We start from the raw sequence: 21430 nt of genomic DNA, 5'->3' as shown, positions 1-21430 counted from the left end.
CTCACAGGGTCTCCTTTTCCTGCAAGGCCGCCTGATACCAGCGCTGGAAGGCCGGCCAGCGGTAGATGGTCTCGACGTAGGCCTCGGCAGCCGAGGGAAGCGCCGTGCGGTAGCTGCGAAAGCGTGCCGCCACCGGCGCGTAGAAGGCATCGGCAATGCTGACGTGGCCGAACAGGTAGGGGCCATCGGCACCGAAACGGGTCCGGCAATCGGCCCAGAGCGCACAGACACGGGCGATATCGCTTTCGACGTCGTCGGGCATGCCTGACGGTGGCTGATCGCGCCCGAGGTCCATGGGCAGGTGGCTGCGCAGGGCACCGAAGCCGCTGTGCATCTCGGCGCAGATCGAGCGCGCCAGCGCCCGGGCGTAGAGCCCGCGCGGCCACAGATGGGCCTCGGGGAAGCGCTCGGCGAGGTATTCGGCGATCGCCAGCGAATCCCACACCGGGCCCTCTTCGGTCAGCAGCACCGGAACCTTGCCGGTGGGCGCATGCTGCAGCAGCCGCGCCCGGCTGTCCGGACGGTAGAGCGGAATGCGCACTTCTTCGTAGGGCGCCTCGGCCAGCTCCAGCGCCAGGGCGGCGCGCAGCGACCAGGACGAGTATCGCTTGTTGCCGATGACCAGTTTCATCGCTTCGGTCCTCGTTAGAAGGGCAAGCTGCAAGCGAATCAGCGTGGGGCCTGGCTAGCCGCTGCCGTAACTGCCGCCCCACTTGCCGCTTGCGGCGCCTCGATCAGGTTCGGTATTCGGCGTTGATCCGCACGTATTCGTGCGACAGGTCGGTGGTCCAGATCGTCTCGCTGCAGGTGCCACGGCCAAGCTCGATGCGGATGCCGATCTCCTCCCGAGCCATCACCGCCGCGCCCTGCTCCTCGGTGTAGCCCGGCGAGCGGCCGCCCTTGCTGGCGATGCAGACGTCGCCGAGGAACACGTCGATCAGCCCCACGTCCAATTGCGGCACGCCGGCCCGGCCGACCGCCGCCAGGATGCGTCCCCAGTTCGGGTCGGAGGCGAACAGCGCGGTCTTGATCAGCGGCGAATGCGCCACCGCATAGCCGACGTCCAGGCATTCCTGATGCGTGGCGCCACCGTTGACCTGCACCGTGACGAACTTTGTCGCGCCCTCACCGTCGCGCACGATGGCCTGTGCCAGCTCCATGGCGACGTCCAGCACCGCCTGCTTCAGCGCGGCGAACAGCGCGCCGGAGGCATCGGTGATTTCCGGCAGCGGTGCGCGGCCGGTGGCGACCAGCATGCAGCAGTCGTTGGTCGAGGTGTCGCCATCGATGGTGATACGGTTGAACGAGCGGTTGGCGGCATCGCGCAGCAGGTCGTGCAGCAGCGCTGGCGCGACCCTGGCGTCGGTGGCGATGTAGCCGAGCATGGTGGCCATGTTCGGGCGGATCATTCCGGCGCCCTTGGAGATGCCGGTGACGGTGACGGTCACGCCGTCGTGCTGGAACTGCCGGCTGGCGCCCTTGGGCAGGGTGTCGGTGGTCATGATTCCGGCCGCCGCCTGCGCCCAGTTGCCTTCCGACAGATCCGCCAGCGCCGCGGGCAGCGCCGCCTCGATCTTCTCCACCGGCAGCGGCTCGCCGATCACACCGGTGGAGAACGGCAGGATCGCCGCCTCGTCGACGCCGGCCAGTTCGGCCAGGCGCGCACAGGTCCGCTGGGCCGCCGCGAGCCCCGGCTCCCCGGTGCCGGCGTTGGCATTGCCGGTGTTGGTCAGCAGGTAGCGCACCGAACCGGTGACCCGCTTGCGCGCCAGGATCACCGGCGCCGCGCAGAACGCATTGAGCGTGAACACCCCGGCGACGCTCGAACCTTCCGCACAGCGCATGACCACCACGTCCTTGCGCCCGGGTCGCTTGATACCGGCCGAAGCGATGCCCAGTTCGAAACCGGGGACGGGATGCAAAGTGGGAAGAGGCCCAAGACCGACAGCCATGCGCATGCTCCTGATTAGGCGGAGGGAAGGAGGACCCGGCCAGGCTGGCCAGGTCGTAAAACGCCGCGAGCGGCAAGCCGCTCACGGCGTGGTTTCAAAGGTCAATCGACCCCACAGGCGGGGGTCCGTTCGGCAGCTCGGCGGGTGATGACCGCGAAGCCGCCGGACGGCGCCGACGTCAGTTGATCTGCCCGTGGCAGTGCTTGTACTTCTTGCCGGACCCGCACGGGCAAGGCTCGTTGCGGCCGATCTTCGGCTCGGTACGCACCGGGTTCGGCGCCACCGCCACGCCCGTTTCCGCGTCGCTCTGCTGGTCGACTTCGCCGAGCGCCGACACCTCGGCATGCTGGAAGCTCATCCGCTGGGCCAGCGCCTCGGCTTCGCGACGCAGGCGCGCCTCTTCCTCGGCCGGATCCTCGCGACGCACCTGGACGTGCGACAGGACGCGGATGCTGTCGCGCTTGATCGATTCCAGCAGCTCCTGGAACAGGTTGAAGGACTCGCGCTTGTATTCCTGCTTCGGGTTCTTCTGCGCGTAGCCGCGCAGGTGAATGCCGTGGCGCAGGTGGTCCATGGTCGACAGGTGGTCCTTCCACAGGTCGTCCAGCACGCGCAGCACGATCTGCTTCTCGAAGGTGCGCAGCGCCTCGGCGCCGGCCAGCTCCTCCTTCTCGTGATAGGCCGCGACCAGCGACTCGCTGATACGCTCGCGCAGGGTTTCCTCGTACAGCGCGTCGTCCTCGTCGAGCCACTGCTGGATCGGCAGGCGCAGGCCGAAGTCGCTGTACAGCGCGGCCTCGAGACCGGGGATGTCCCACTGCTCGGGCAGCGACTGCGGCGGGATGTGTTCGCTGATGGCGGCGCTGATCGCGTCCTGGCGGAACTCGGCGATGGTCGCGCCGATATCCTCGGCCGCCAGCAGGCTGTTGCGCATGTGGTAGATGACCTTGCGCTGCTCGTTGGCGACGTCGTCGTATTCCAGCAGCTGCTTGCGCATGTCGAAGTTGCGTCCTTCGACCTTGCGCTGCGCCTTCTCGATGGCGTTGGTGACCATGCGGTGCTCGATGGCCTCGCCCGATTCCATGCCCAGCGCCTTCATGAAGTTCTTCACCCGGTCGGAGGCGAAGATGCGCATCAGGCTGTCTTCCAGCGACAGGTAGAAGCGGCTGGAGCCCGGGTCGCCCTGGCGACCGGCGCGGCCGCGCAGCTGGTTGTCGATCCGCCGCGATTCGTGCCGCTCGGACGCGATCACGTGCAGGCCGCCGGCCTCGATCACCTGCTGGTGGCGCTTCTGCCAGTCGGCCTTGATCTGCGCGACTTGCTCTTCGGTGGGATTCTCCAGCGCCGCGACTTCCACTTCCCAGTTGCCGCCCAGGAGGATGTCGGTACCGCGGCCGGCCATGTTGGTGGCGATGGTCACGGCGCCCGGGCGGCCGGCCTGGGCGATGATCTCCGCTTCCTTGTCGTGGTACTTGGCGTTGAGCACCTTGTGCTCGATGCCTTCCTGCTGCAGCAGCTGCGAGACGTACTCGGAGCTTTCGATCGAGGCGGTACCGACCAGCACCGGGCGGCCCTGGGTCTGGCAGTCCTTGATGTCGGTGATGATCGCGGCGAACTTCTCGGCCTGGGTGAGGTAGACCAGGTCGTTGTAGTCCTTGCGCGCGATCGGCTTGTTGGTCGGAATCACCACCACCGACAGGCCGTAGATCTGCTGGAATTCGAAGGCTTCGGTGTCGGCGGTGCCGGTCATGCCGGACAGCTTCTTGTACAGGCGGAAGTAGTTCTGGAAGGTGGTCGAGGCCAGCGTCTGGCTCTCGGCCTGGATCGGCAGCCCCTCCTTCGCCTCGATGGCCTGGTGCAGGCCTTCGGACAGGCGCCGGCCCGGCATGGTGCGCCCGGTGTGCTCGTCGATCAGCAGCACCTGGTTGTTCTGCACGATGTATTCGACGTTGCGGTGGAACAGCTTGTGCGCGCGCAGGGCGGCGTAGACGTGGGTCAGCAGGCCGAGGTTGTGCGCCGAGTAGAGGCTCTCGCCCTCGGCGAGCAGCCCGGCCTGGGTGAGCAGGGTCTCGACGAACTGGTGGCCCTGTTCGGTCAGCTCGACCTGGCGGGTCTTCTCGTCGATGGTGTAGTGGCCTTCGTGCGTCGGCTCGCCTTCCTCGCCCTCGACGTGCTGCTGCAGCTGCGGAATCAGCAGGTTGATCTGCTGGTACAGCTTGGAGCTGTCCTCGGCCTGGCCGGAAATGATCAGCGGCGTGCGCGCCTCGTCGATGAGGATGGAGTCGACCTCGTCGATCACCGCGAAGTTGAGTTCGCGCTGGAACTTGTCCTCCAGGCTGAAGGCCATGTTGTCGCGCAGGTAATCGAAGCCGAATTCGTTGTTGGTGCCGTAGGTGATGTCGGCGGCGTAGGCGGCGCGCTTCTCTTCCGGCGGCTGGAAGGGCGTGACGATGCCGACCGAGAGGCCGAGAAATTCGTACAGCGGGCGCATCCAGTTGGCGTCGCGGCGGGCCAGGTAGTCGTTGACCGTCACCACGTGCACGCCCTTGCCGGCCAGCGCGTTGAGGTAGACCGCGAGGGTCGCGACCAGGGTCTTGCCCTCACCGGTACGCATTTCGGCGATCCGGCCTTCGTGCAGGGTCATGCCGCCGATCAGCTGGACGTCGAAGTGGCGCATGCCCATCACCCGCTTGCCGGCCTCGCGGCAGACGGCGAACGCCTCGGGCAGCAGCTGATCGAGACTCTCGCCCTTGCTGTAGCGCTCCTTGAAGGCGGCGGTCCGAGCACGCAGCTCGTCGTCGGAAAGCGCGAGCATCTGCTCTTCGAGCGCATTGACGGCCTGGACCGCCTTGAGCATGCGCTTGACTTCGCGCTCGTTCTTGCTTCCAAAGAGTTTCTTCAACAAGGGGGAGAACATGGGTGCGAAAACTTCCATTCTGCGGATGGAGAGCACGACCGTGAGCCGCACGGATCGTGCAAAGGGGGCATTCTACTCGGAAACGAGGGGGAGGAAAGTCAGCGTTATTTCTCGCTCTCGGCACGCGCCAGGAAGGCCGCAGGGTTGACAGGACGGCCATCCTTGCGCACCTCGAAGTGCAGGTGCGGCCCCGTCGATCGGCCGGTGCTGCCGAGCTTGGCGATCACCTGGCCGGGCTGCACGAGGTCGCCCACCTGCACCAGGTTGCTCTGGTTGTGCCCGTAGACGGTGGCGTAACCCTCGGCATGACGGATCTCGACCACGTTGCCATAGCCCGGCGCCCGCTCGGAGCGGCTGACCACCCCGGCCGCGACCGCGAGCACGTCGCTGCCCGGCTCGCCGGCGAAATCCATCCCCTTGTGCATGCTCACGCGCCCGCTGATGGGGTCGGTGCGCGGACCGAAGGGGGAGGAAATGAAGCCATTCTGCACCGGGCTGCGCGACAGGCTTTCCGCTTCCAGCACGCGGCGGTGCGCCAGCACCTGTTCGAGCACGGCGAGCTGCTGTTCGCGGCTGTCGAGCTGCAGGGTGAGTTCGTCCAGGGTTTCCGCGAAGGAGGGCACGCGGTATTCGTCACCCTCGAGCGGCTCCTCCGGCCCGCCGCGTCCGGCGGCCAGCGAGAAGTCGAATTCGCTGGCGTCGACGTCGGCCAGTTCGGTCAGGCGTGCGCCGAGCACGTCGAGGCGGGTCAGGCGGACCTGCAGGTCGGCGACGTGCGCGCTGAAGGCGTCGAGCTGCCGCTGGGCATCCTGGCGGCTGGCGGTCAGTTGCGCCAGCTTTTCGCTGAGTACGCGCGCGGCACCGTCCGGCTCCGGCGAGCGAACGGTCGGCGTCAGCCAGGAGCCCAGCGCCACGCCGCCGACCAGCGTGCCGACCAGCAGCAGGACGGCGACCGCGACGATCAGGCGCAGATCCAGATTCAACGAACGCGCGGCACCGTGGCCGCGGCTAAGCAAAATGATGTGCATGGTGGTGGTCCCTCGCCGGCGACAGGGTTCGCCCCTGCCGATCTGCTACCATCCCGGCATCGCATTTCAGGCTTGCTGTCATGACCCGTCGTCCCTTGCCGGCCCGTGCGCCTGCCACGCTCCTGCGCGAGGCGCCTCTCCTGAAGGCCCTGTTCGGTGAAGCCCAACGCCTGGACAGGCTCCAGCGATTGCTCGAAGCCCAGTTGCAGCCTGCCGCGCGCGAACACTGCCGGGTCGCCTCCTGGCGCGATGGCAGCCTGCTGCTGATCGTCACCGACGGCCACTGGGCTACGCGCCTGCGCTATCAGCAAAGACGGTTGTTGCGGCAATTGCAAAGCCACGAAGAATTCGGGAACTTAACGAAAATCGTTTTCCGCGTGCAACCGCCAATGTCGCCCGCACGTGCAGCCGGTCGCATTCCTACCCATTCCGAGCGAGCGGCGGAAAGTCTCGAACAGACCGCCGCCGGGATCCAGGATCCACGCCTGCGCGCCGCTCTCGAGCGCCTGGCACGGCACGTCCGCCCCACCGAGTAGCAGGGCCGCCCACGCACATGCGATCGACCGCCACACAGCCTGCATTGGAAGGATGCCCGCCATGCTGATCGGGGCGCTGCTGGTGCTGGTCTGGGTCATGCTGCTGGTGCGCTATCCGCAGCGTGCTGTGCCGGTATCGCTGCTGGCCCTGCTGGGACTCGGCCTGGTGGCCGCCTGGACGGCCTGGGACGAGCACCGTCTGCGGCAATCGCTGGGACGGCTGAACCTGGACATGAACTACCGACCCGAGCGCTGCCCGGCCGGACAGCCGCTGCTCGTCCAGCTGCGCAACGACGCGGGACGCCCCCTGAGCGAGCTGCACTGGCAGATCGCCGCCTATGCCGAGGGCGGCGACACCAACCTGGTGCAGCCGGGCTATGATCGACCGCGCTACCACGACGAGGGACCGCTGGCCTCGGGCGAGACCTGGCAGGCCTGCATTGCCCTCCCTCCCTTGCGCCCGGGCTATCGGCCGAACACCCTCGCCTTTCGCGCCGACCGCCTGGAAGGCCGCTTCGACGATTGAGCCGCGGCGAGGCCGCCACCCGACAAGAACAAATAAAAGGAAGCCCGCATGACGAAACCCGTCGCCCTGATCACCGGCTGCTCCAGCGGCATCGGCCGCGCCCTGGCCGAGGCACTGCTCGCCAGCGGCCATCGCGTCTGGGCGAGCGCCCGCCAGACGCAGGACCTCGAGCGGCTGGCGAACGCCGGGTTCGAGGCCTGCCGCCTGGACGTCACCGACCATGCGGCCGTTCAGCGCCTGGCGGATGAACTGCAGCGGCGCGAAGGCCGGCTGGATCTGTTGATCAACAACGCCGGCTTCGGCGCCATGGGCCCGCTGCTCGACGGAGGTGCAGCGGCGCTGGAACGGCAGTTCGCCACGAACGTGAACGCGCCGGTAGAACTGGCGCGGGCCTGCTTTCCTCTGCTGCGCGCCAGCCGCGGACTGATCGTCAACATCGGCAGCGTGTCCGGTGTGCTGGTCACCCCTTACGCCGGCGCCTACTGCGCCTCGAAGGCGGCCCTGCACGCGCTCAGCGACGCCCTCAGGCTGGAACTCGCCCCCTTCGGCATCCGCGTGATGGAAGTGCAGCCGGGGGCGATCGCCTCGCGGTTCGGGGAAAGCGCCGGGCGCGAGGCCCGGCGCATCGTCGACGAGCGCTCGCCCTGGTGGCCGTTGCGGGCCGGCATCGAGGCCCGGGCACGGGCCTCGCAGGACCACCCGACGTCCGCCGAGACTCTGGCGGCCGCGGTCGTCCGAGCGGTACGCCAGCCGCGACCGCCGCGGCTGCTGAGGGTCGGGCGCGGAAGTCGCGCCCTGCCGCTGCTCGGCCGCTGGATTCCGACCGCCTGCTGGCGCGCCGCTTCGGGCTGGACCGCCCGGTGGCCTGACCGGCGAGCCGGCGCTTGGCAAACCGCGCCGCAGCCCATAAGCTGTATGGATATACAGCCAATCAACACACAGGAGCCGAGGTGGCAGATGGCCGTCGAAGTGGTTTATCGCAGCAGCCGGGACCCGGAGCGTTTGTTCATGGATAAAGCCGAAGCCGATCGTCATGACAAGATGCTCGAACTGGCCGAGGTACTGGCCTCGACCCTGCAGCGGGCGGTCCCCTCGCTGAGCGAGCAGCAGGCCGAGGACGTCGGCATCTTCATGGCCCGGCACCGCGATCAGTTCGCCAAGGCCTTCAAGCAGAACCTCGAAGCCCTCGCCGAATTGCCGGCTGGCGAGGGCGACTGAGCCCCCGCCCGGCCCCCGGCCGGAGCAAGCCTGCCCGGCCGGAAAGCTTGTCCCGAGGCCGGCCTCCCGCGCATCCGCCCCGCCGTCGCCGCGAGGGCGCGCAATCCACAGGTGGTGAATGCCGCAAGCCCGTCGGGAACGGGCGCGGCCTCCCACAGGATTCGGTAGGCACCCTGTGCTTTCGTGGGAGGCCGCCCTGGGGGCGAGGCTCTTGGGGGGAGCGGCCTTGACCGCGACCTGGTGGGCTGAAGCCCACCCTACGGACCGCGTCCAGGCAACGCCTGCAGGGCTCCCCGGCTTTCGTGGGAGGCCCGCCCTCGGGGCGATGCTCTTGGGGGCTCGACCGCGAAAGGCGCCCGACGCAGCGCCCCCGTTTCGCCTCGGAAACGACCTGGCGCACGCGCCGCTCCCACCCTCGCCATGCTGTCGGTCGGCTCGCTGACCAGCGGAGCGCCGCCGGCGAACTTGCCTTTCTTTCTTCGGTCCACTGCTGGCAGCCATTGCCACAGGATCGTGAACATGAATAGCCCGTTCCAGATGATCAGCGACGTGTTCCAGCCCCGATACCGAGTGAATTTCAGTATCGAGAAGCCGGACGGCAGCATTCTCCTGACCCTTTCCGACGAGGATGGCGTGGCGGTCAAGCGCTATATCGGCACCGACCAGTGGCGCGACAGCCAGAAGCTCGAGCGGCTCATCGCCAGCCTGAGCCTGACGCTGGCCATCGAACGCGGCGAGGACGACCGTGCCGTTGCCAATGTACTGCGCCGGGCGCAACGCCCGGAATCGGTTCTGGTCTGACACGCCCACCTGACGCCTGACTGCCTGCAGGCCCCCTTCCCGCACAACAAAAACAAGACAACCCCTCCCCTTGCCTTGCGTGCCCACCTCCGGCGGTTCGCGCCGCACACGGCTGGCCGGGCAAAACTGGACGAATGCACGTCGACGGGCTATTTCAGATGGCAACGCCCTGCCGAGCATGCGCCGTGACACCACAACGCCTCTCCTGCGCCGATCAGTTGCCGGACCTGCTGGCCTGCGCGCTGACCATCAGCGCCGAGCATGCCCCCGAGGCCGACCTTGCCGCCGCGCGCCAGGCGTTCGAATCCATGCTGGCCACCACCCGCGCCGCCCTGCCCGCGTTGCCGGCGCGCGAACTCGCCCAGCCGCTGCTGCGCCAGATGGCGGCGATGGGGTTCGCCGAGGACGACGAAACGCCGCGACGGCCCCAGGCTGCCCTGCTCGACCGAGTGCTCGCACGTCGGCGCGGCGTGCCGTCGATGCTCGCCGTCCTTGCCCTGGAGTTCGCCCGGCGCCTGGACATTCCGCTGGTGGCGATCGACTTCCCTGGGCGCATTCTGGTCAGGAGCCCCGCTGGCGACCATCTGCTGGACCCGGTCGGCGGCCGCCGGCTGTATCCGCAGGACTGTCGGGAGCTGCTCGAACGCCAGCTGGGCGCCGGCATCCGGATGCAGGCCGAGCACATGCGTCCGTGCGACGGACGGCGCCTGCTGCAATGTCTATCGCGGGAATTGCGCGAGCTGCACCGGCACGCCGGCGACGCCCTGGCCGCGCTGAAGGACGCCGAGCGCGTGCTCAGCCTCGGGCAGGCCACCCTGCAGGACCACCTGGCCCGCGCCGACCTCTACCGCCTGCTGGAATGCCCCGGTGGGGAGCGCTATGCCCTCGAGCACGCCCTGCTGTTCGCCGAGGACGCCATCGAGACGGCGCTGATCACCCGCCGGCTCCGGCAGGTAAAGCCGCAACCGGCGCTGCATTGAAAGCTTCGGGCTAGAGAAGCGCCAGGGCCTTGGCCCGCGCCACCGCCTGCGTCCGGCGGGCGACCCCCAGTTTGGTGTTGATCCGCCGCGCATGCGTCTTGACGGTGTGCAGCGAGATGAACAGCTGCTCGGCGATCTCCTGGTTCGAGCAGCCCTGGGCGATCAGCTTGAGGACGGTGAGCTCGCGGTTGCTCAGCACCAGCTCCTCGGCGGCCAGGCCGGGATCTTCCAGCTCGCGGCCGAACTGTTGCAGCCGCTCGTGCAGGCTGCTGCCGGGCGAGCCGGGCAGCACGCGGGCAAGCCACTGCGGCTGGCGATGCTGCAGCTCGTACAGCGGCTTCACCAGCTTGCGCCGGGCGGCCTCGGCCAGGGCGCGGCGCAGTTCCTCCTCCGCCTCCACCGGTAGACGCCCGAGCAGCAGCGCCTCGGCCAGGGTGAAGCGGCACTCGCAGGCCAGGCACAACCGCTGCGCCGCCGTGCTGTCCTCGATGAGCGCCCGCAGGCGTTCGATCGCCTGCTCCGGGCGGCCTTCGAGCATGTCCAGCACCGCCAGGTAACGGCGCAGGCGTGGCAGCAGTTCGTAGAAGCCCGATGGCGCCAGGTACGCCTGTCCCTCGTAGGAGGCAGCGACCAGCTCGAAGGCTCCGCGGGCCTTCTTCAGTTCGCCCTGGTGCAGCCAGGCGACGCCGGTCACCAGTTGCAGGATGCCGCGAAAGCGCGCTTCCGGGACGTGACGCCACTGCATCAGCCGCTCGGCTTCGCGCAGCCAGTGGTAGGCGGTGGCGTAGTCCTGCGACCGTGCCGCCAGTTCGGCCAGCCCGAGATAGCCGTAGAAGGCGTAGGAATCACCGCAGGCCTCGGTCTCGATGCGGCCGCGCTGATAGGCCGCACGGGCCTGCTCGTCCAGGCCCTGGTAGGCCAGCAGCTGCCCCTGTACCAACTGCAGGCGGCCGAGCACCGGGCTGTGGCGGACCTTGTCGCGCAGCGACAGCAGGGCCTGGTCGAGCACGCCGACCGCGCGTTCGAACTCGCCGGTGATTTCCAGCAGCTGAACCCGGTCCACCGCCAGCATGGTCTCGTAGAGCACGCTGCCCTTCAGGCGTGCGAGCTTCATGCCCTCGCCGTTATGCAGCAGCGCAAGGTCGAGATCGCCTTCGGCCATGGCCTGCTGGGTCAGGGTCTGGTGACAGAGCACGCGCTGCGCCCAGGCGTGGTCGGTCAGCACCTCGAGCGCCTGCAGGCAATGCTCGCGCGCCTCCGGCTCGCCGCGCAGGCGCGCCAGGAAGCCCCGCAACGCCTGCCAGTGGGCAAGCAGCTGGGTCTGCCGGCGGGCGTCGGGGCGCGGGAAGAACTTGGCCAGGTCGGCCAGGCAGTCGTCGACCTCGTCCAGACGCGCGCAGATGATCAGCGCCCAGCCGTGCAGCACGATGAGACGGGTGGTGCTGGCGAACAGCGACTGCGGCAGCTCGCTGCGCCAGTGCAGGAAGTGCGAAACGTTTTCGCCGATCAGCAGCTGCTCCTGGCCGAAGCGCTGCAGGTAGTTCGCGGCGACTTCCGGCTGGCCGGCCCAGAGCGCGTGCTCGACGGCCTCACGCATCTCCCCGCGGGTCGCGAACCACTGGCAGGCGCGCAGGTGGACCTGGGTCGGCAGCACCGCATCCGGCAGGCGCTGCAGCAGTTGCGCGAAGGGGCGCCAGAGGCGAAACCACTCGCCGCAGCTGTCGATCTGGTAGATGAACAGCTGCTGGGTCTTGAGCTGCGGCAGGATCTCGTTGCCAGTGCCGTCGAGCACGTAGTCGCACAGCTCGCCGGAGAAACGCGGCATGCGTGCCAGCACGAAGAGCGCATGCCGCAGCTCCTCGCCGAGCCCCTCGAGGACTTCCCGGCTCACGTAGTCGCGCAGCAGCGGCGTACCGGCGACCAGCCGCTCGCGCAGCGCCTGTTCGTCCGCATTGAGCAGCAGCAGGCAGACGCCGGCCAGCCAGCCCTCGGTGCTCGCCTGCAGGTCGCCGAGCGTGTCCTCCGACAGCGCCAGGCGGTGGGCCTGCAGCAGGCCGCGCAGTTCCTCCCCGGTCAGCGCCAGCGCCTCGGCCTCGACCTCCAGCAGATCGCCCTGCAGCAGCAGCCGCGGCAGCTTCCAGGCCGGTTGCCGGCGGCTGCTCACCCACCAGCCGACACTGTCGGGTCCCTGCGCCAGCAGGCCGTCGAGGCAGGCATCGAGTTCGGCGCAGAATTCGCGCGGGTAGTCGTCGAGCATGATCCAGCACGGCTGTACGGTGTCGCCGAGTACCTCCAGCAGCGCCGCCTGGCTGTCCCCGCCGGGCAAGACCGGCCGCCCGAGCGCCTGGCACAGGCGGGCGAGCAGCTGTTCCGGCGAACACGGTCGCCCCGCCAGGTCGAGCCAGACCACCCGCGTGCCGGCCGGCGCGAGCCGGGCGCACTCTTTCATCAGCACGGTCTTGCCGAAACCGGCCGGGGCGCAGAGCAGGCGCAGGCGATACTCGGCCGCCAGCAGTTCGCCGGCCAGGCGCGGGCGGGGCAGATGGAAAGGCGGCAGGCGTGGGATGCTGCTGGCGACCTGCGTGATGGAGGTGACGTCGAAAGTGCCCAGGCGAATACCGACGGACATGGCAACGATCTCTCTTGTTGTTCTGGCCCTGACGAACGGGCGGGCGCCGATGAGCGCGTGCGACCCGTACTGTACAGCCTCCCGGGTCATCCCTCCGGGCTAATGGCCGAAAAGTATCACCTATCCGAACGGCCAACAAAAAAAGGCGGCCGGGTGGCCGCCTTATCTAGCAGGGGAATACCGCCCGATCAACGGACCCCGGCGTTACGCAGGGCTGCCGGCGTGAAGTCGCGCGCCGAAGCCTTGTAGCCATACTCGAAGGGCTTCTCCTCGTTGCTCATGCCGATGGCGATGTAGCGACCGGAGATGATGTCGTACAGGGCCTCGAAGGCGTAGCCCGGTACCTGTTGCTCGTATTCCTGCAGCAGGTGAGCTTCGCCGACGCGCCACAGCTGGCCGCGGCCGTCGTACAGCTCGGAATGGGCGATGATCCAGCTGTCCTCGTCGACGTAGAAGCGGCGCTTGGCGTAGATGTTGCGCTCGCCCGACTTCAGGGTCGCCTCGACGACCCAGACCCGGTGCAACTCGTAGCGGGCCAGGTCCTGGTTCACGTGGCCGGCCTTGAGGATGTCCGAGTACTTGATGTCGTTCGAGTTGATCTCGTAGCTATTGTAGGGGATGTACATCTCCTTCTTGCCGATCAGCTTCCAGTCGTAGCGGTCAGGCGCGCCGCTGAACATGTCGAAGTTGTCGGTGGTACGCATGCCGTCGGCGGCGGTACCCGGGCCGTCGTAGGCCACCTGCGGTGCGCGACGCACGCGGCGCTGGCCGGCGTTGTAGATCCAGGCCTGGCGCGGCTCCTTCACCTGGTCGAGCGAGTCGTGCACCAGCAGCACATTGCCGGCCAGCCGGGACGGGGCGGTGACCCGCTGCTTGAAGAACAGCAGCGCGTTCTCGGCCTTCTGCGGGTCCAGGTCGGACATGTCGCTCGGGAAGGCCACCTCGTCCTCGAAGTGCACGAGCGTGTAGGCGCCGTTGGTCTGCGGCGTGGCCTGGACGATGTTGCGGCGCAGGTTGCCGCCGCGGTAGCGGGTGATGTGGTTCCAGATCACCTCGATGCCGCTTTTCGGGATGGGGAACGCGTAGTAGCGGCTATCCGAGAAGTTCTTCAGCCCGTTCCCGCCCTCGACCAGCTCTGTGCCGGTCGCGCTCTTCTTCGCGGCCTCGTAGATGCGATCCGGCAGCGCCGCCGTGCGATGGCTCGGGAACACGCGGATCTTGTAGGTTTCCGGATAGCGCTTGAACATCGCCATCTGGCCTTCGGACAGCTTGTCCTTGTACTGATCGGCGTTCTGCGCGGTGATCACGAACTGCGGCTGCTCATTGCCGAACGGGTTGGTGAGATGCCCGTTCTTCAGCGGCGCTGCATCGGTAGCCAAGCCACCGTCCCAGGCGGGGATGGTGCCATCGGCATTACCGGACTTCTCGGCGCCCAGCGGCGTCAGGCTGGTACCGAGCTTGGCGGCCTCCTCGGGAGAAACCGCGGCCATCACGCTGCTGGCGAGCAGGGAGAAGGCCAGGACACTGAGTAGCTTTCTTGTTGTTTTCATAGGTTTGCAGTTCCTTCGTTATTCTGGGTTGCGGCTGGAGCCGTCACTCATCGCGCGCCTGCGGGCGGGACCGGCTGGCCGGCCGCCGCGCCACGGCATGCGGCACTACAGACGCCTCCTTAGAAGTTCACGCCCACGCTGAAGGCGAGGAAATCGCGGTCGGTCAGCACGTTGTAGTCGCCGCCGAAGAAGTCGGTGTACGACAGGCTGGCGGTGTAGGTGTTCTGGTACTCTGCATCCACGCCGATACTGATGGCCTTGGAGCCTTCGATAAACAGGTTGTTCGGGCCGTAGCCGTGCACGTCATGCGAGAACGACAGGTTCGGCGTCAGGTTCACACCGGCGAATACGTTGCTGTAGTTCGCCAAGGCCCGCAGGCGGTAGCCCCAGGAGTCGGAAGTTACAAAGCCGTCATCTCCATAACGCGCCAATTGAGTGGCGTCGCTAGGAGTTCCGTAAATGGCGTCTCGCCCGTAGCGAAGCTCATTTTCGCTTTCAAGCCCACCGACATGAGCAAAACCGATTTCCCCGATAAGCGTTACACGGCCGGCGCCAAGCACCTGATCGAAGAAATGAGTAAAGGTTGTCTGAATCTGTGTAACTTCTTTACGGTTGTAGCCACGGTTATCGGCACCGAGCGAGCTCTGAACCGGCGACGCAGCCCCGCCTGCCAATGGGTTAAGTATGGCACGGGACAAATCCGTGGTATTAATCTGCACCGGCAAGTTAGGCCTGTAGCTTATCTCCCCGGACCACGCAGTACCTGTAGGGAGGGTTGTTGAAAAACTGAGACCATAAAGCCGAATATCCTCGGGGTACTCGAGATAGTACCGACCATTACCCAAGAAGACACTTTGGGCAAAACCGCCAGCGGTTTCGGAAAAGGCATCCGATGCGCATGCGGCACCGCCACCAAAGAAGTCACAGAGATCATTTAAGGCACCACCGACGCCAACCTCGCCAAGAGCCAAGGCAGTGGCCATTCCTGGGGTAGTGGTTCCAACATAAGGCGTACGGCTATGGTAATTCATAAAGTAAAAGCCGTACTCCGCAGTATCAGCCAGCCAGCGGAGCGCCAATCCATACTGCCCTGAGTCGCGCGCGTCCCGATCACCACTCCGGGGCAGAACCACGCCTTCACTGGTTACATCGAAGCCTGCGCCATAGGGAGCCGCCAATGGTGCAAGCGGCGCAATCGCACCGCTGCCGACGTGATAGTTATTATCGCATCCATCCTGAGCGACATCAGATCCGAAGAAAGTTCCGCAGTTATCTACGATGGTTTGATCCCACTCCAACTGGTAAAAGGCTTCCATGCTGAGCTGATCGGTAAGACTCTGCGAGACATAGAGCATGTTTACCGGAATGAGGCCTTCCTTGATTTCTGCACCTGGGCGGCGGAAGGCAGCAGCGTCGAGCGGATTAATCGAGTTGATACTGTTACCGATAAAAGTGCTTTCACCCCAACTTACAACCTGTCTACCGAAGCGAACCGTACCCGGCAAATCTCCAAGGTAATAATTGTGGTAAAGAAATGCGTCGAGAATCTGTGCGCCAGAGGATTGGGCAGCCTCTTTCCGATTGCTATCGCTGATATCCTTCCAAGGCCGGTTTTCGTCCTTTAGCTCGAAGTCATACCAATACTTGCCGCGAACGAACACACCAGTATCGCGATAGCGAAGCTCAAGGTCGTGCACACCCTTGAAGATCTTCGAGAAGGTCTCCCCCTTCTTGAAATTCAGCCGGCCGTCGTCACCCGTCTGGGTGTAGCCAGTACCGCCGTTATTGATGCCGATCAGATCCCTATCCGGATCATCCATGCCCCAGCTGGCCCCGATGGACAGCGCGGAGTCGAACTGCCCCTCGATTTCTCCGATGTTGAAGGTGACGGCATGAGCCGGGGCGACGGCGCCCAGTGCGATGGCCACTGCGAGGGTTTTCGGCTGGAAGAATCCTTGCCTTGTTTTTGTTGTTGTCATGCGGCGCTCCTGGTGGTTCCTGAGTGCATTAACCGTAACGACACGGCAGAAGGTGGATAAGCGCACTAAGGTTTGATTTGGTCTGTCATCCTTTAGGATGACTGCCTGGTCCCGACGGGCTCTGCGACGGGCTTTCCGATCCTGTCGGCCCGAGCCTGGACCTGCTCAGCCTAGCCCTGAACGGCCGCCGAGCAAAGCGGCCGCCGGCACCTTGCACCATCGGCGTGCAAAAACCCGGCGGCAATCGGCAAAACCGCCCGCACCGGGCGGCAAGGCCCGCCCTAGAGCCTCCGCGCGCGCGAGCAGGTTGCAACCCGAGGGGCGAACCCGGGCGTTACCCTCGTGCCCCGAGGGTGAGAGAAAAGGAAACAGCGCCCCACGCGAAGGCACGGGGGCCGGGCAGGCAAGCGCCCGGATGCGGGGGAGTCATTCACGGGAACGGGGCTGCATCATTCAGCCCGCGATGCGGCCCCGGCTCGGCGCTAGTCGAAAAAGCCCTTCATCCAGCCGAGATAGCGCTCCACGTCCACCTCGCGCGGAGCCCAGGGTGCGCGCTCGGCGTCGGTCAGCGGCAGGTAGGGCCCGGCCTTGCACTCGAACAGCAGGCTGTCCGGCGCCAGCACCACCAGGGCGTGGTAAAGGCCGGGCGGGATGTCGACGCCCAGGCAATCACCGCCCGCCTCCAGCAGCCGCTGCTCGCGAACGCCGCCCTGCTCGTCGAAGATCAGCAGGCCCAGGCGTCCGCCGAGCACGATCAAGCATTCGGCCTTGTCGTCGTCGAGGTGCCGGTGCGGTGCGACGTAGGTGGACGGCTGCAACCCCATCAGCAGGCGCTGGCAGGGCTCGTCCGGGCGGTGCAGCAGGTGGTGATGGCGCTGGCGCGGGCAGTTGTCCGCCGCGGCCGCCAGCGCCTGGAACAGCGACCTGTCGAAATAACGAGGGCTGGACACACTGCGCCCCGGGCTCAGAGCCCCTTGACCGCGTAGATGCCGGCGGCGTTGCGCCAGTAGCCCTTGTAGTCCATGCCGTAGCCGAAGATGTAGCGGTCGACGCAGCTCAGCCCGACGTAGTCGGCCTTCAGGTCCGGGCGCGACTTGCGCTGGTGATCCTTGTCGATCAGCACGGCAGTGTGGACGTTGGCAGCGCCGGCGTGACGGCAGAAATCGACGATGGCGCCGAGCGTGTGCCCTTCGTCGAGGATGTCGTCGACGATCAGCACGTCGCGGTCGATGAAGGAAATCTCCGGCTTGGCCTTCCAGAACAGCTCGCCGCCGCTGGTTTCGTTGCGGTAGCGGGTCGCGTGCAGATAGGACAGCTCCAGCGGGAAGGCCAGCTTGGGCACCAGCTTGCCGGCGAAGATCAGCCCGCCATTCATCACGCAGAACACCACGGGGTTGCGATCCGCCAGGCGGGCGCTGATCTGCTCGGCCACCGAGTCGATCGCGGCTTCGACCTGCGCTTCGGTGTACAGGCAGTCGGCTTCGGCCATTACCTGGCGAATGTGGGCGATATCGACGGACATGAGCTTCTCCGGTAGGACAACAGGGATCGAGAGCAAGCCTAGCAGGCCGCCCGCGAGAAAAGCGCGCGACGATAGCGGGCCAGGACCCGCACAGCAAGGCCTGCGGGGATATGACGCAGAAATAGCCGGTCACCGGGCGATGCTTTAATCTAGCCCGGTTTTTTGCCCGCCGGAGCCCTTCCCCCATGTCCATCCAAGAGATCCGCCACCCGCTGATCCGCCACAAGCTCGGCCTCATGCGCCGGGCCGACATCAGCACCAAGAACTTTCGCGAACTGGCCCAGGAAGTCGGCTCCATCCTGACCTATGAAGCGACCCGCGACCTGCCGCTGGAGCACTACGACATCGAAGGCTGGTGCGGCCCCGTGCAGGTGGAGAAGATTTCCGGCAAGAAGATCACCGTGGTGCCGATCCTGCGCGCCGGCATCGGCATGCTCGACGGCGTGCTCAGCCTGATACCGGGCGCCAAGGTCAGCGCGGTGGGCATCGCCCGCAACGAGGAAACGTTGCAGGCACACACCTATCTGGAGAAGCTGGTGCCGCAGATCGAGCAGCGCCTGGCGATGATCATCGATCCGATGCTGGCCACCGGCGGTTCCATGGTCGCCACCATCAACATGCTGAAGAAGGCCGGCTGCCGCGACATCCGCGCGCTGGTGCTGGTGGCCGCGCCGGAAGGCATCGCGGCGGTGGAGAAGGCCCACCCGGACGTCACCATCTATACCGCCTCGATCGACGAGCGGCTCGACGCCAACGGGTACATCATTCCCGGCCTGGGCGATGCCGGCGACAAGATCTTCGGCACCAAGCAGAAGGACGTCTGAGCATGCAGGATCACATGCACGACCCGGTCTGGCGCCAGGCGCTGGCCGGTTCGCAGATGCTCTTCGTGGCCTTCGGCGCGCTGGTGCTGATGCCGCTGATAACCGGGATGGACCCCAACGTGGCGCTGTTCACCGCGGGGCTCGGCACGCTGATCTTCCACCTGGTCACCCGCAACCAGGTACCGGTGTTCCTCGCCTCGAGCTTCGCCTTCATCGCTCCCATCCTCGCCGCGCAGGGCGAGTTCGGGCTGCCGGCGACGCTGGGCGGGCTGGTCGCCGCCGGCGTGGTCTACATGCTGCTCTCGCTCGGCGTGAAGCTGCGCGGCACCGGTTTCATCGACCGCCTGCTGCCGCCGGTGGTGATCGGCCCGGTGATCATGTCCATCGGCCTCGGCCTGGCGCCGGTGGCCGCCAACATGGCGATGGGCAAGGCCGGCGACGCCAGCGCCCAGCTGGTGCCCTACGATACCGCGCTGATGATCTCGCTGCCGGCGCTGATCACCACGCTGGTGGTCGCGGTGGTCGGCCGCGGCCTGCTGCGGCTGGTGCCGATCCTCGCCGGCGTGTTCGTCGGCTACCTGCTCGCCTGGTGGCTGGGGGTGGTGGACTTCAGCGGCGTCGCCGCCGCCCCCTGGCTGGCGGTGCCGAACTTCGTCGCCCCGGAATTCCACTGGGGCGCCATCCTGTTCATGCTGCCGGTGGCCATCGCGCCGGCCATCGAGCACATCGGCGACGTGCTGGCGATCGGCACCGTGACCGGCAAGAACTACCTGCACAAGCCCGGCCTGCACCGCACCCTGCTCGGCGACGGCCTGGCCACCTCCGCCGCCGGCCTGTTCGGCGGGCCGCCGAACACCACCTATTCGGAAGTCACAGGCGCGGTGATGCTGACCAGGAACTTCAATCCGCGGGTGATGCTCTGGGCCGCGGCCGTGGCGATCGTGCTGGCGTTCATCGGCAAGTTCGGCGCCGCCCTGCAGAGCATCCCGGTGCCGGTCATGGGCGGCATCCTCTGCCTGCTGTTCGGCTCCATCGCGGTGGTCGGCCTGAACACGCTGATCCGCCACCAGGTGGACCTGTCCGAGGCGCGCAACCTGGTGATCGTCGCCGTCACCCTGACCTTCGGCATCGGCGGCATGGTGATCGGCGCCGGCGACGTTAGCCTCAAGGGCATCTCGCTGTGCGGCATCGCCGCCATCGTGCTGAACCTGGTGCTGCCCGGCGGCAGCAGCTGGCGCCAGTCCTCGCGCCCGGTCGAGCCCTGAGCCAATCGCGGCAACGCCGCTCGCTCAAGGCCTGGCCAAGCCCCGTGAGCGGTCTCGACCGCGAATGCCGTTCCGTCGCGGTCAAGACCGCTCCCACACGCACCTTTAAGCGAGAGGACGGGGCGCGAACCCTCCCTCATCCGACCCCGCGGGCCACCTTCTCCCGGAGGGAGAAGGGAAAAGCGTAGGGTGCATGCGCACCGCCGGCAGGGCCTTGGCCTTCAGCCGCCACTCGCCGGACTGGACGTCGACCAGTCACGCAGCCGCTCCACGCTCTCGCGGTAGGGCCCGAGCCCGCTGGCCAGCAGGCCGAAGGCGGCGACCACCGCGCCGAGCGTGATGATCAACAGCGAGTAGCGCAGCGCCTGGTCATAGCCGAACACGTAGTCGGTCACCACGGCGACCGCCGTCGGCCCCACGCCGAGGCCGAACAGGGTGATGACGAACAGGTAGATCGCCGAGGCCTGACCGCGCATCGCGTTGGGCATGATTTCCTGGATCGCCGCCGGCGCGACGCCGAACGGCATGCTCAGGCAGAACACCGTCGGCGCCAGCAGCACCGAGGCCCAGATACCGTCGGGCATCAGCGGAAACAGCGCCACCAGCGGGATGGCCGTCGCCGCGGCGAACATCCCCACCCGCATGTTGGCGTCGGTGCGCCCGCGCCTGGCCATCCAGTCGGCCAGGCGTCCGCCGAAGACGATGCCCAGGCAGCCGAACACCGCCACCAGGCTGCCGTAGACGATGCCGACTTCCGAAGCGCTCCAGCCGTAGGTGCGGATATAGAAGGTCGGCACCCAGGCGGCGCTGCCGTAGCCGGCGAAGGCGAGGAAGGCGAAGCCGAAGTTGTGGTGCAGCACCGTCTTGCGGTTGGCCCGCAGATACCGGGCGACCTCGGCCATGGGCACCGCCACCCCGGCGCCGGCACCGCGTCGCGCAGGCTCCTGCACCGCGAGCATGAGCAGGGTGAAGAGCACGCCGGCGGCGCCTAGGATGAGGAAGATCGACTGCCACGGGCGCACCTCGCCCACCACCGGCAGCACCAGGTCGCCCTGCGCCGAGGCGAACTGGATCACCAGCCCGCCGAGCAAAAAAGCGATGCCCGAGCCGAGATAGACGCCCATGGAGTAGACGCTGATCGCGGTGGCCCGGCGCTCGGCCGGAAAGCTGTCGGCGATCAGCGAGTAGGCCGCCGGCGACAAGGCCGCTTCCCCTACCCCGACGCCGATCCGGCACAGCAGGAACTGCCAGTACATTCGCGCCAGCCCGCAGGCCGCGGTGGCCGCGCTCCAGAACAGGATGCCGACGGCGATCAGCCCGCGCCGGCTCCTGCTGTCGGCCAGGCGCCCGAGCGGGATGCCGCAGACCGTGTAGAAGATCGCGAAGGACAGCCCCATCAGCAGGCTCATCTGGGTGTCGCTGATCACCAGATCGCGGCGGATGGGCTCGACCAGCAGGTTGAGGATCTGCCGGTCGATGAACGACAGGACGTAGGCGACCATGAGGATCGCCACGGTGGTCCAGGCGCGGGCGCTGGAGGGGTAGCCGTTGTTATCGTTGTGCATGCGGGCTCCTCGGCGCCGCCCGTGGGGCGGCACGGCGGTGGAAGACGCCGCAGCTTAGGCCGGCCGGTAGCGCGCCGGTGCGCTTATCAGCCAGGCGAATGCGCGCAGCCGGCTCGTGCTGATGACGGCCGGAGGCCG

Annotated in this window: 17 protein-coding genes and 1 pseudogene; 8 read left to right on the top strand and 10 right to left on the bottom strand. The window is 67.0% G+C overall.

Features of this window, described 5'->3' with window-relative positions; all coding sequences use genetic code 11:
• Position 1: 1 nt before the first annotated feature.
• The 4 genes from H610_RS0110890 to H610_RS0110875 form a co-directional block, all read right to left on the bottom strand.
• Positions 2-631, bottom strand: coding sequence for a glutathione S-transferase family protein (locus H610_RS0110890; RefSeq protein WP_028239692.1), 630 nt, complete (start codon positions 629-631; stop codon positions 2-4).
• 103 nt (positions 632-734) lie between these two features.
• Complete coding sequence (gene argJ, locus H610_RS0110885; protein ID WP_028239691.1) at positions 735-1952, bottom strand: bifunctional glutamate N-acetyltransferase/amino-acid acetyltransferase ArgJ; 1218 nt, start codon at positions 1950-1952, stop codon at positions 735-737.
• A gap of 178 nt (positions 1953-2130) precedes the next feature.
• Positions 2131-4869 (bottom strand): preprotein translocase subunit SecA, encoded by a 2739-nt coding sequence (gene secA, locus H610_RS0110880; protein ID WP_028239690.1) that lies wholly within the window; start codon positions 4867-4869, stop codon positions 2131-2133.
• Positions 4870-4973: 104 nt separating this feature from the next.
• Positions 4974-5897, bottom strand: a complete 924-nt coding sequence (locus H610_RS0110875) for a M23 family metallopeptidase (protein ID WP_028239689.1) — start codon at positions 5895-5897, stop codon at positions 4974-4976.
• A gap of 80 nt (positions 5898-5977) precedes the next feature.
• Here H610_RS0110875 and H610_RS0110870 point away from each other — a divergent pair, with 80 nt between their 5' ends.
• The 6 genes and pseudogenes from H610_RS0110870 (at position 5978) to H610_RS0110845 (ending at position 9958) form a co-directional block, all read left to right on the top strand.
• The gene (locus H610_RS0110870) at positions 5978-6433 is read left to right on the top strand and encodes a DUF721 domain-containing protein (RefSeq protein ID WP_028239688.1); all 456 of its coding nucleotides are present in this window, start codon (positions 5978-5980) and stop codon (positions 6431-6433) included.
• Positions 6434-6494: 61 nt separating this feature from the next.
• Entirely contained in the window at positions 6495-6959 is a 465-nt protein-coding gene (locus H610_RS0110865; RefSeq protein WP_028239687.1) for a hypothetical protein, read from the top strand.
• A 48-nt stretch (positions 6960-7007) separates the two neighbouring features.
• Positions 7008-7828, top strand: a pseudogene (locus H610_RS25710) (SDR family oxidoreductase).
• A gap of 46 nt (positions 7829-7874) precedes the next feature.
• Positions 7875-8177 carry a YebG family protein gene (locus tag H610_RS25705; RefSeq protein WP_084166437.1) on the top strand — a complete coding sequence of 101 codons (303 nt, stop codon included), beginning with the start codon at positions 7875-7877 and terminating at the stop codon, positions 8175-8177.
• A gap of 519 nt (positions 8178-8696) precedes the next feature.
• A complete protein-coding gene (locus H610_RS0110850) occupies positions 8697-8978 on the top strand; it encodes a DUF3509 domain-containing protein (RefSeq protein WP_028239685.1) in 282 nt (93 codons plus the stop codon).
• Between the two features lie 185 nt (positions 8979-9163).
• Positions 9164-9958: a transglutaminase family protein gene (locus tag H610_RS0110845; RefSeq protein WP_028239684.1), complete on the top strand. Its 795-nt coding sequence runs from the start codon at positions 9164-9166 to the stop codon at positions 9956-9958.
• A 10-nt stretch (positions 9959-9968) separates the two neighbouring features.
• Here the strand turns inward: H610_RS0110845 and H610_RS0110840 are convergent, their stop codons facing one another.
• The 5 genes from H610_RS0110840 to H610_RS0110820 form a co-directional block, all read right to left on the bottom strand.
• Complete coding sequence (locus H610_RS0110840; RefSeq protein WP_028239683.1) at positions 9969-12587, bottom strand: LuxR C-terminal-related transcriptional regulator; 2619 nt, start codon at positions 12585-12587, stop codon at positions 9969-9971.
• Positions 12588-12775: 188 nt separating this feature from the next.
• Positions 12776-14137, bottom strand: coding sequence for a DUF1329 domain-containing protein (locus tag H610_RS0110835; RefSeq protein WP_028239682.1), 1362 nt, complete (start codon positions 14135-14137; stop codon positions 12776-12778).
• Positions 14138-14256: 119 nt separating this feature from the next.
• Positions 14257-16116 (bottom strand): DUF1302 domain-containing protein, encoded by a 1860-nt coding sequence (locus H610_RS23730; RefSeq protein ID WP_043238351.1) that lies wholly within the window; start codon positions 16114-16116, stop codon positions 14257-14259.
• Between the two features lie 482 nt (positions 16117-16598).
• On the bottom strand, positions 16599-17066 hold the full coding sequence (locus H610_RS0110825; protein ID WP_028239680.1) for a WbuC family cupin fold metalloprotein: 468 nt from the start codon (positions 17064-17066) through the stop codon (positions 16599-16601).
• A gap of 14 nt (positions 17067-17080) precedes the next feature.
• Positions 17081-17638: a hypoxanthine-guanine phosphoribosyltransferase gene (locus H610_RS0110820; RefSeq protein ID WP_028239679.1), complete on the bottom strand. Its 558-nt coding sequence runs from the start codon at positions 17636-17638 to the stop codon at positions 17081-17083.
• A 185-nt stretch (positions 17639-17823) separates the two neighbouring features.
• On the opposite strand from H610_RS0110820, the gene upp reads away from it, so the two are divergent.
• Positions 17824-18462 (top strand): uracil phosphoribosyltransferase, encoded by a 639-nt coding sequence (gene upp / locus H610_RS0110815; RefSeq protein WP_028239678.1) that lies wholly within the window; start codon positions 17824-17826, stop codon positions 18460-18462.
• 2 nt (positions 18463-18464) lie between these two features.
• Complete coding sequence (locus H610_RS0110810) at positions 18465-19727, top strand: uracil-xanthine permease family protein (RefSeq protein WP_028239677.1); 1263 nt, start codon at positions 18465-18467, stop codon at positions 19725-19727.
• 221 nt (positions 19728-19948) lie between these two features.
• Here H610_RS0110810 and H610_RS0110805 read toward each other — a convergent pair whose 3' ends face one another.
• A complete protein-coding gene (locus H610_RS0110805; protein ID WP_028239676.1) occupies positions 19949-21292 on the bottom strand; it encodes a spinster family MFS transporter in 1344 nt (447 codons plus the stop codon).
• Positions 21293-21430: the final 138 nt, after the last annotated feature.

Origin of the sequence: Stutzerimonas azotifigens DSM 17556, assembly GCF_000425625.1 — a bacterium.
Lineage (GTDB): Bacteria > Pseudomonadota > Gammaproteobacteria > Pseudomonadales > Pseudomonadaceae > Stutzerimonas > Stutzerimonas azotifigens.
The sequence above is the reverse complement of the archived record's forward strand: the minus strand, read 5'-3'. Positions and strand labels throughout refer to the sequence as shown.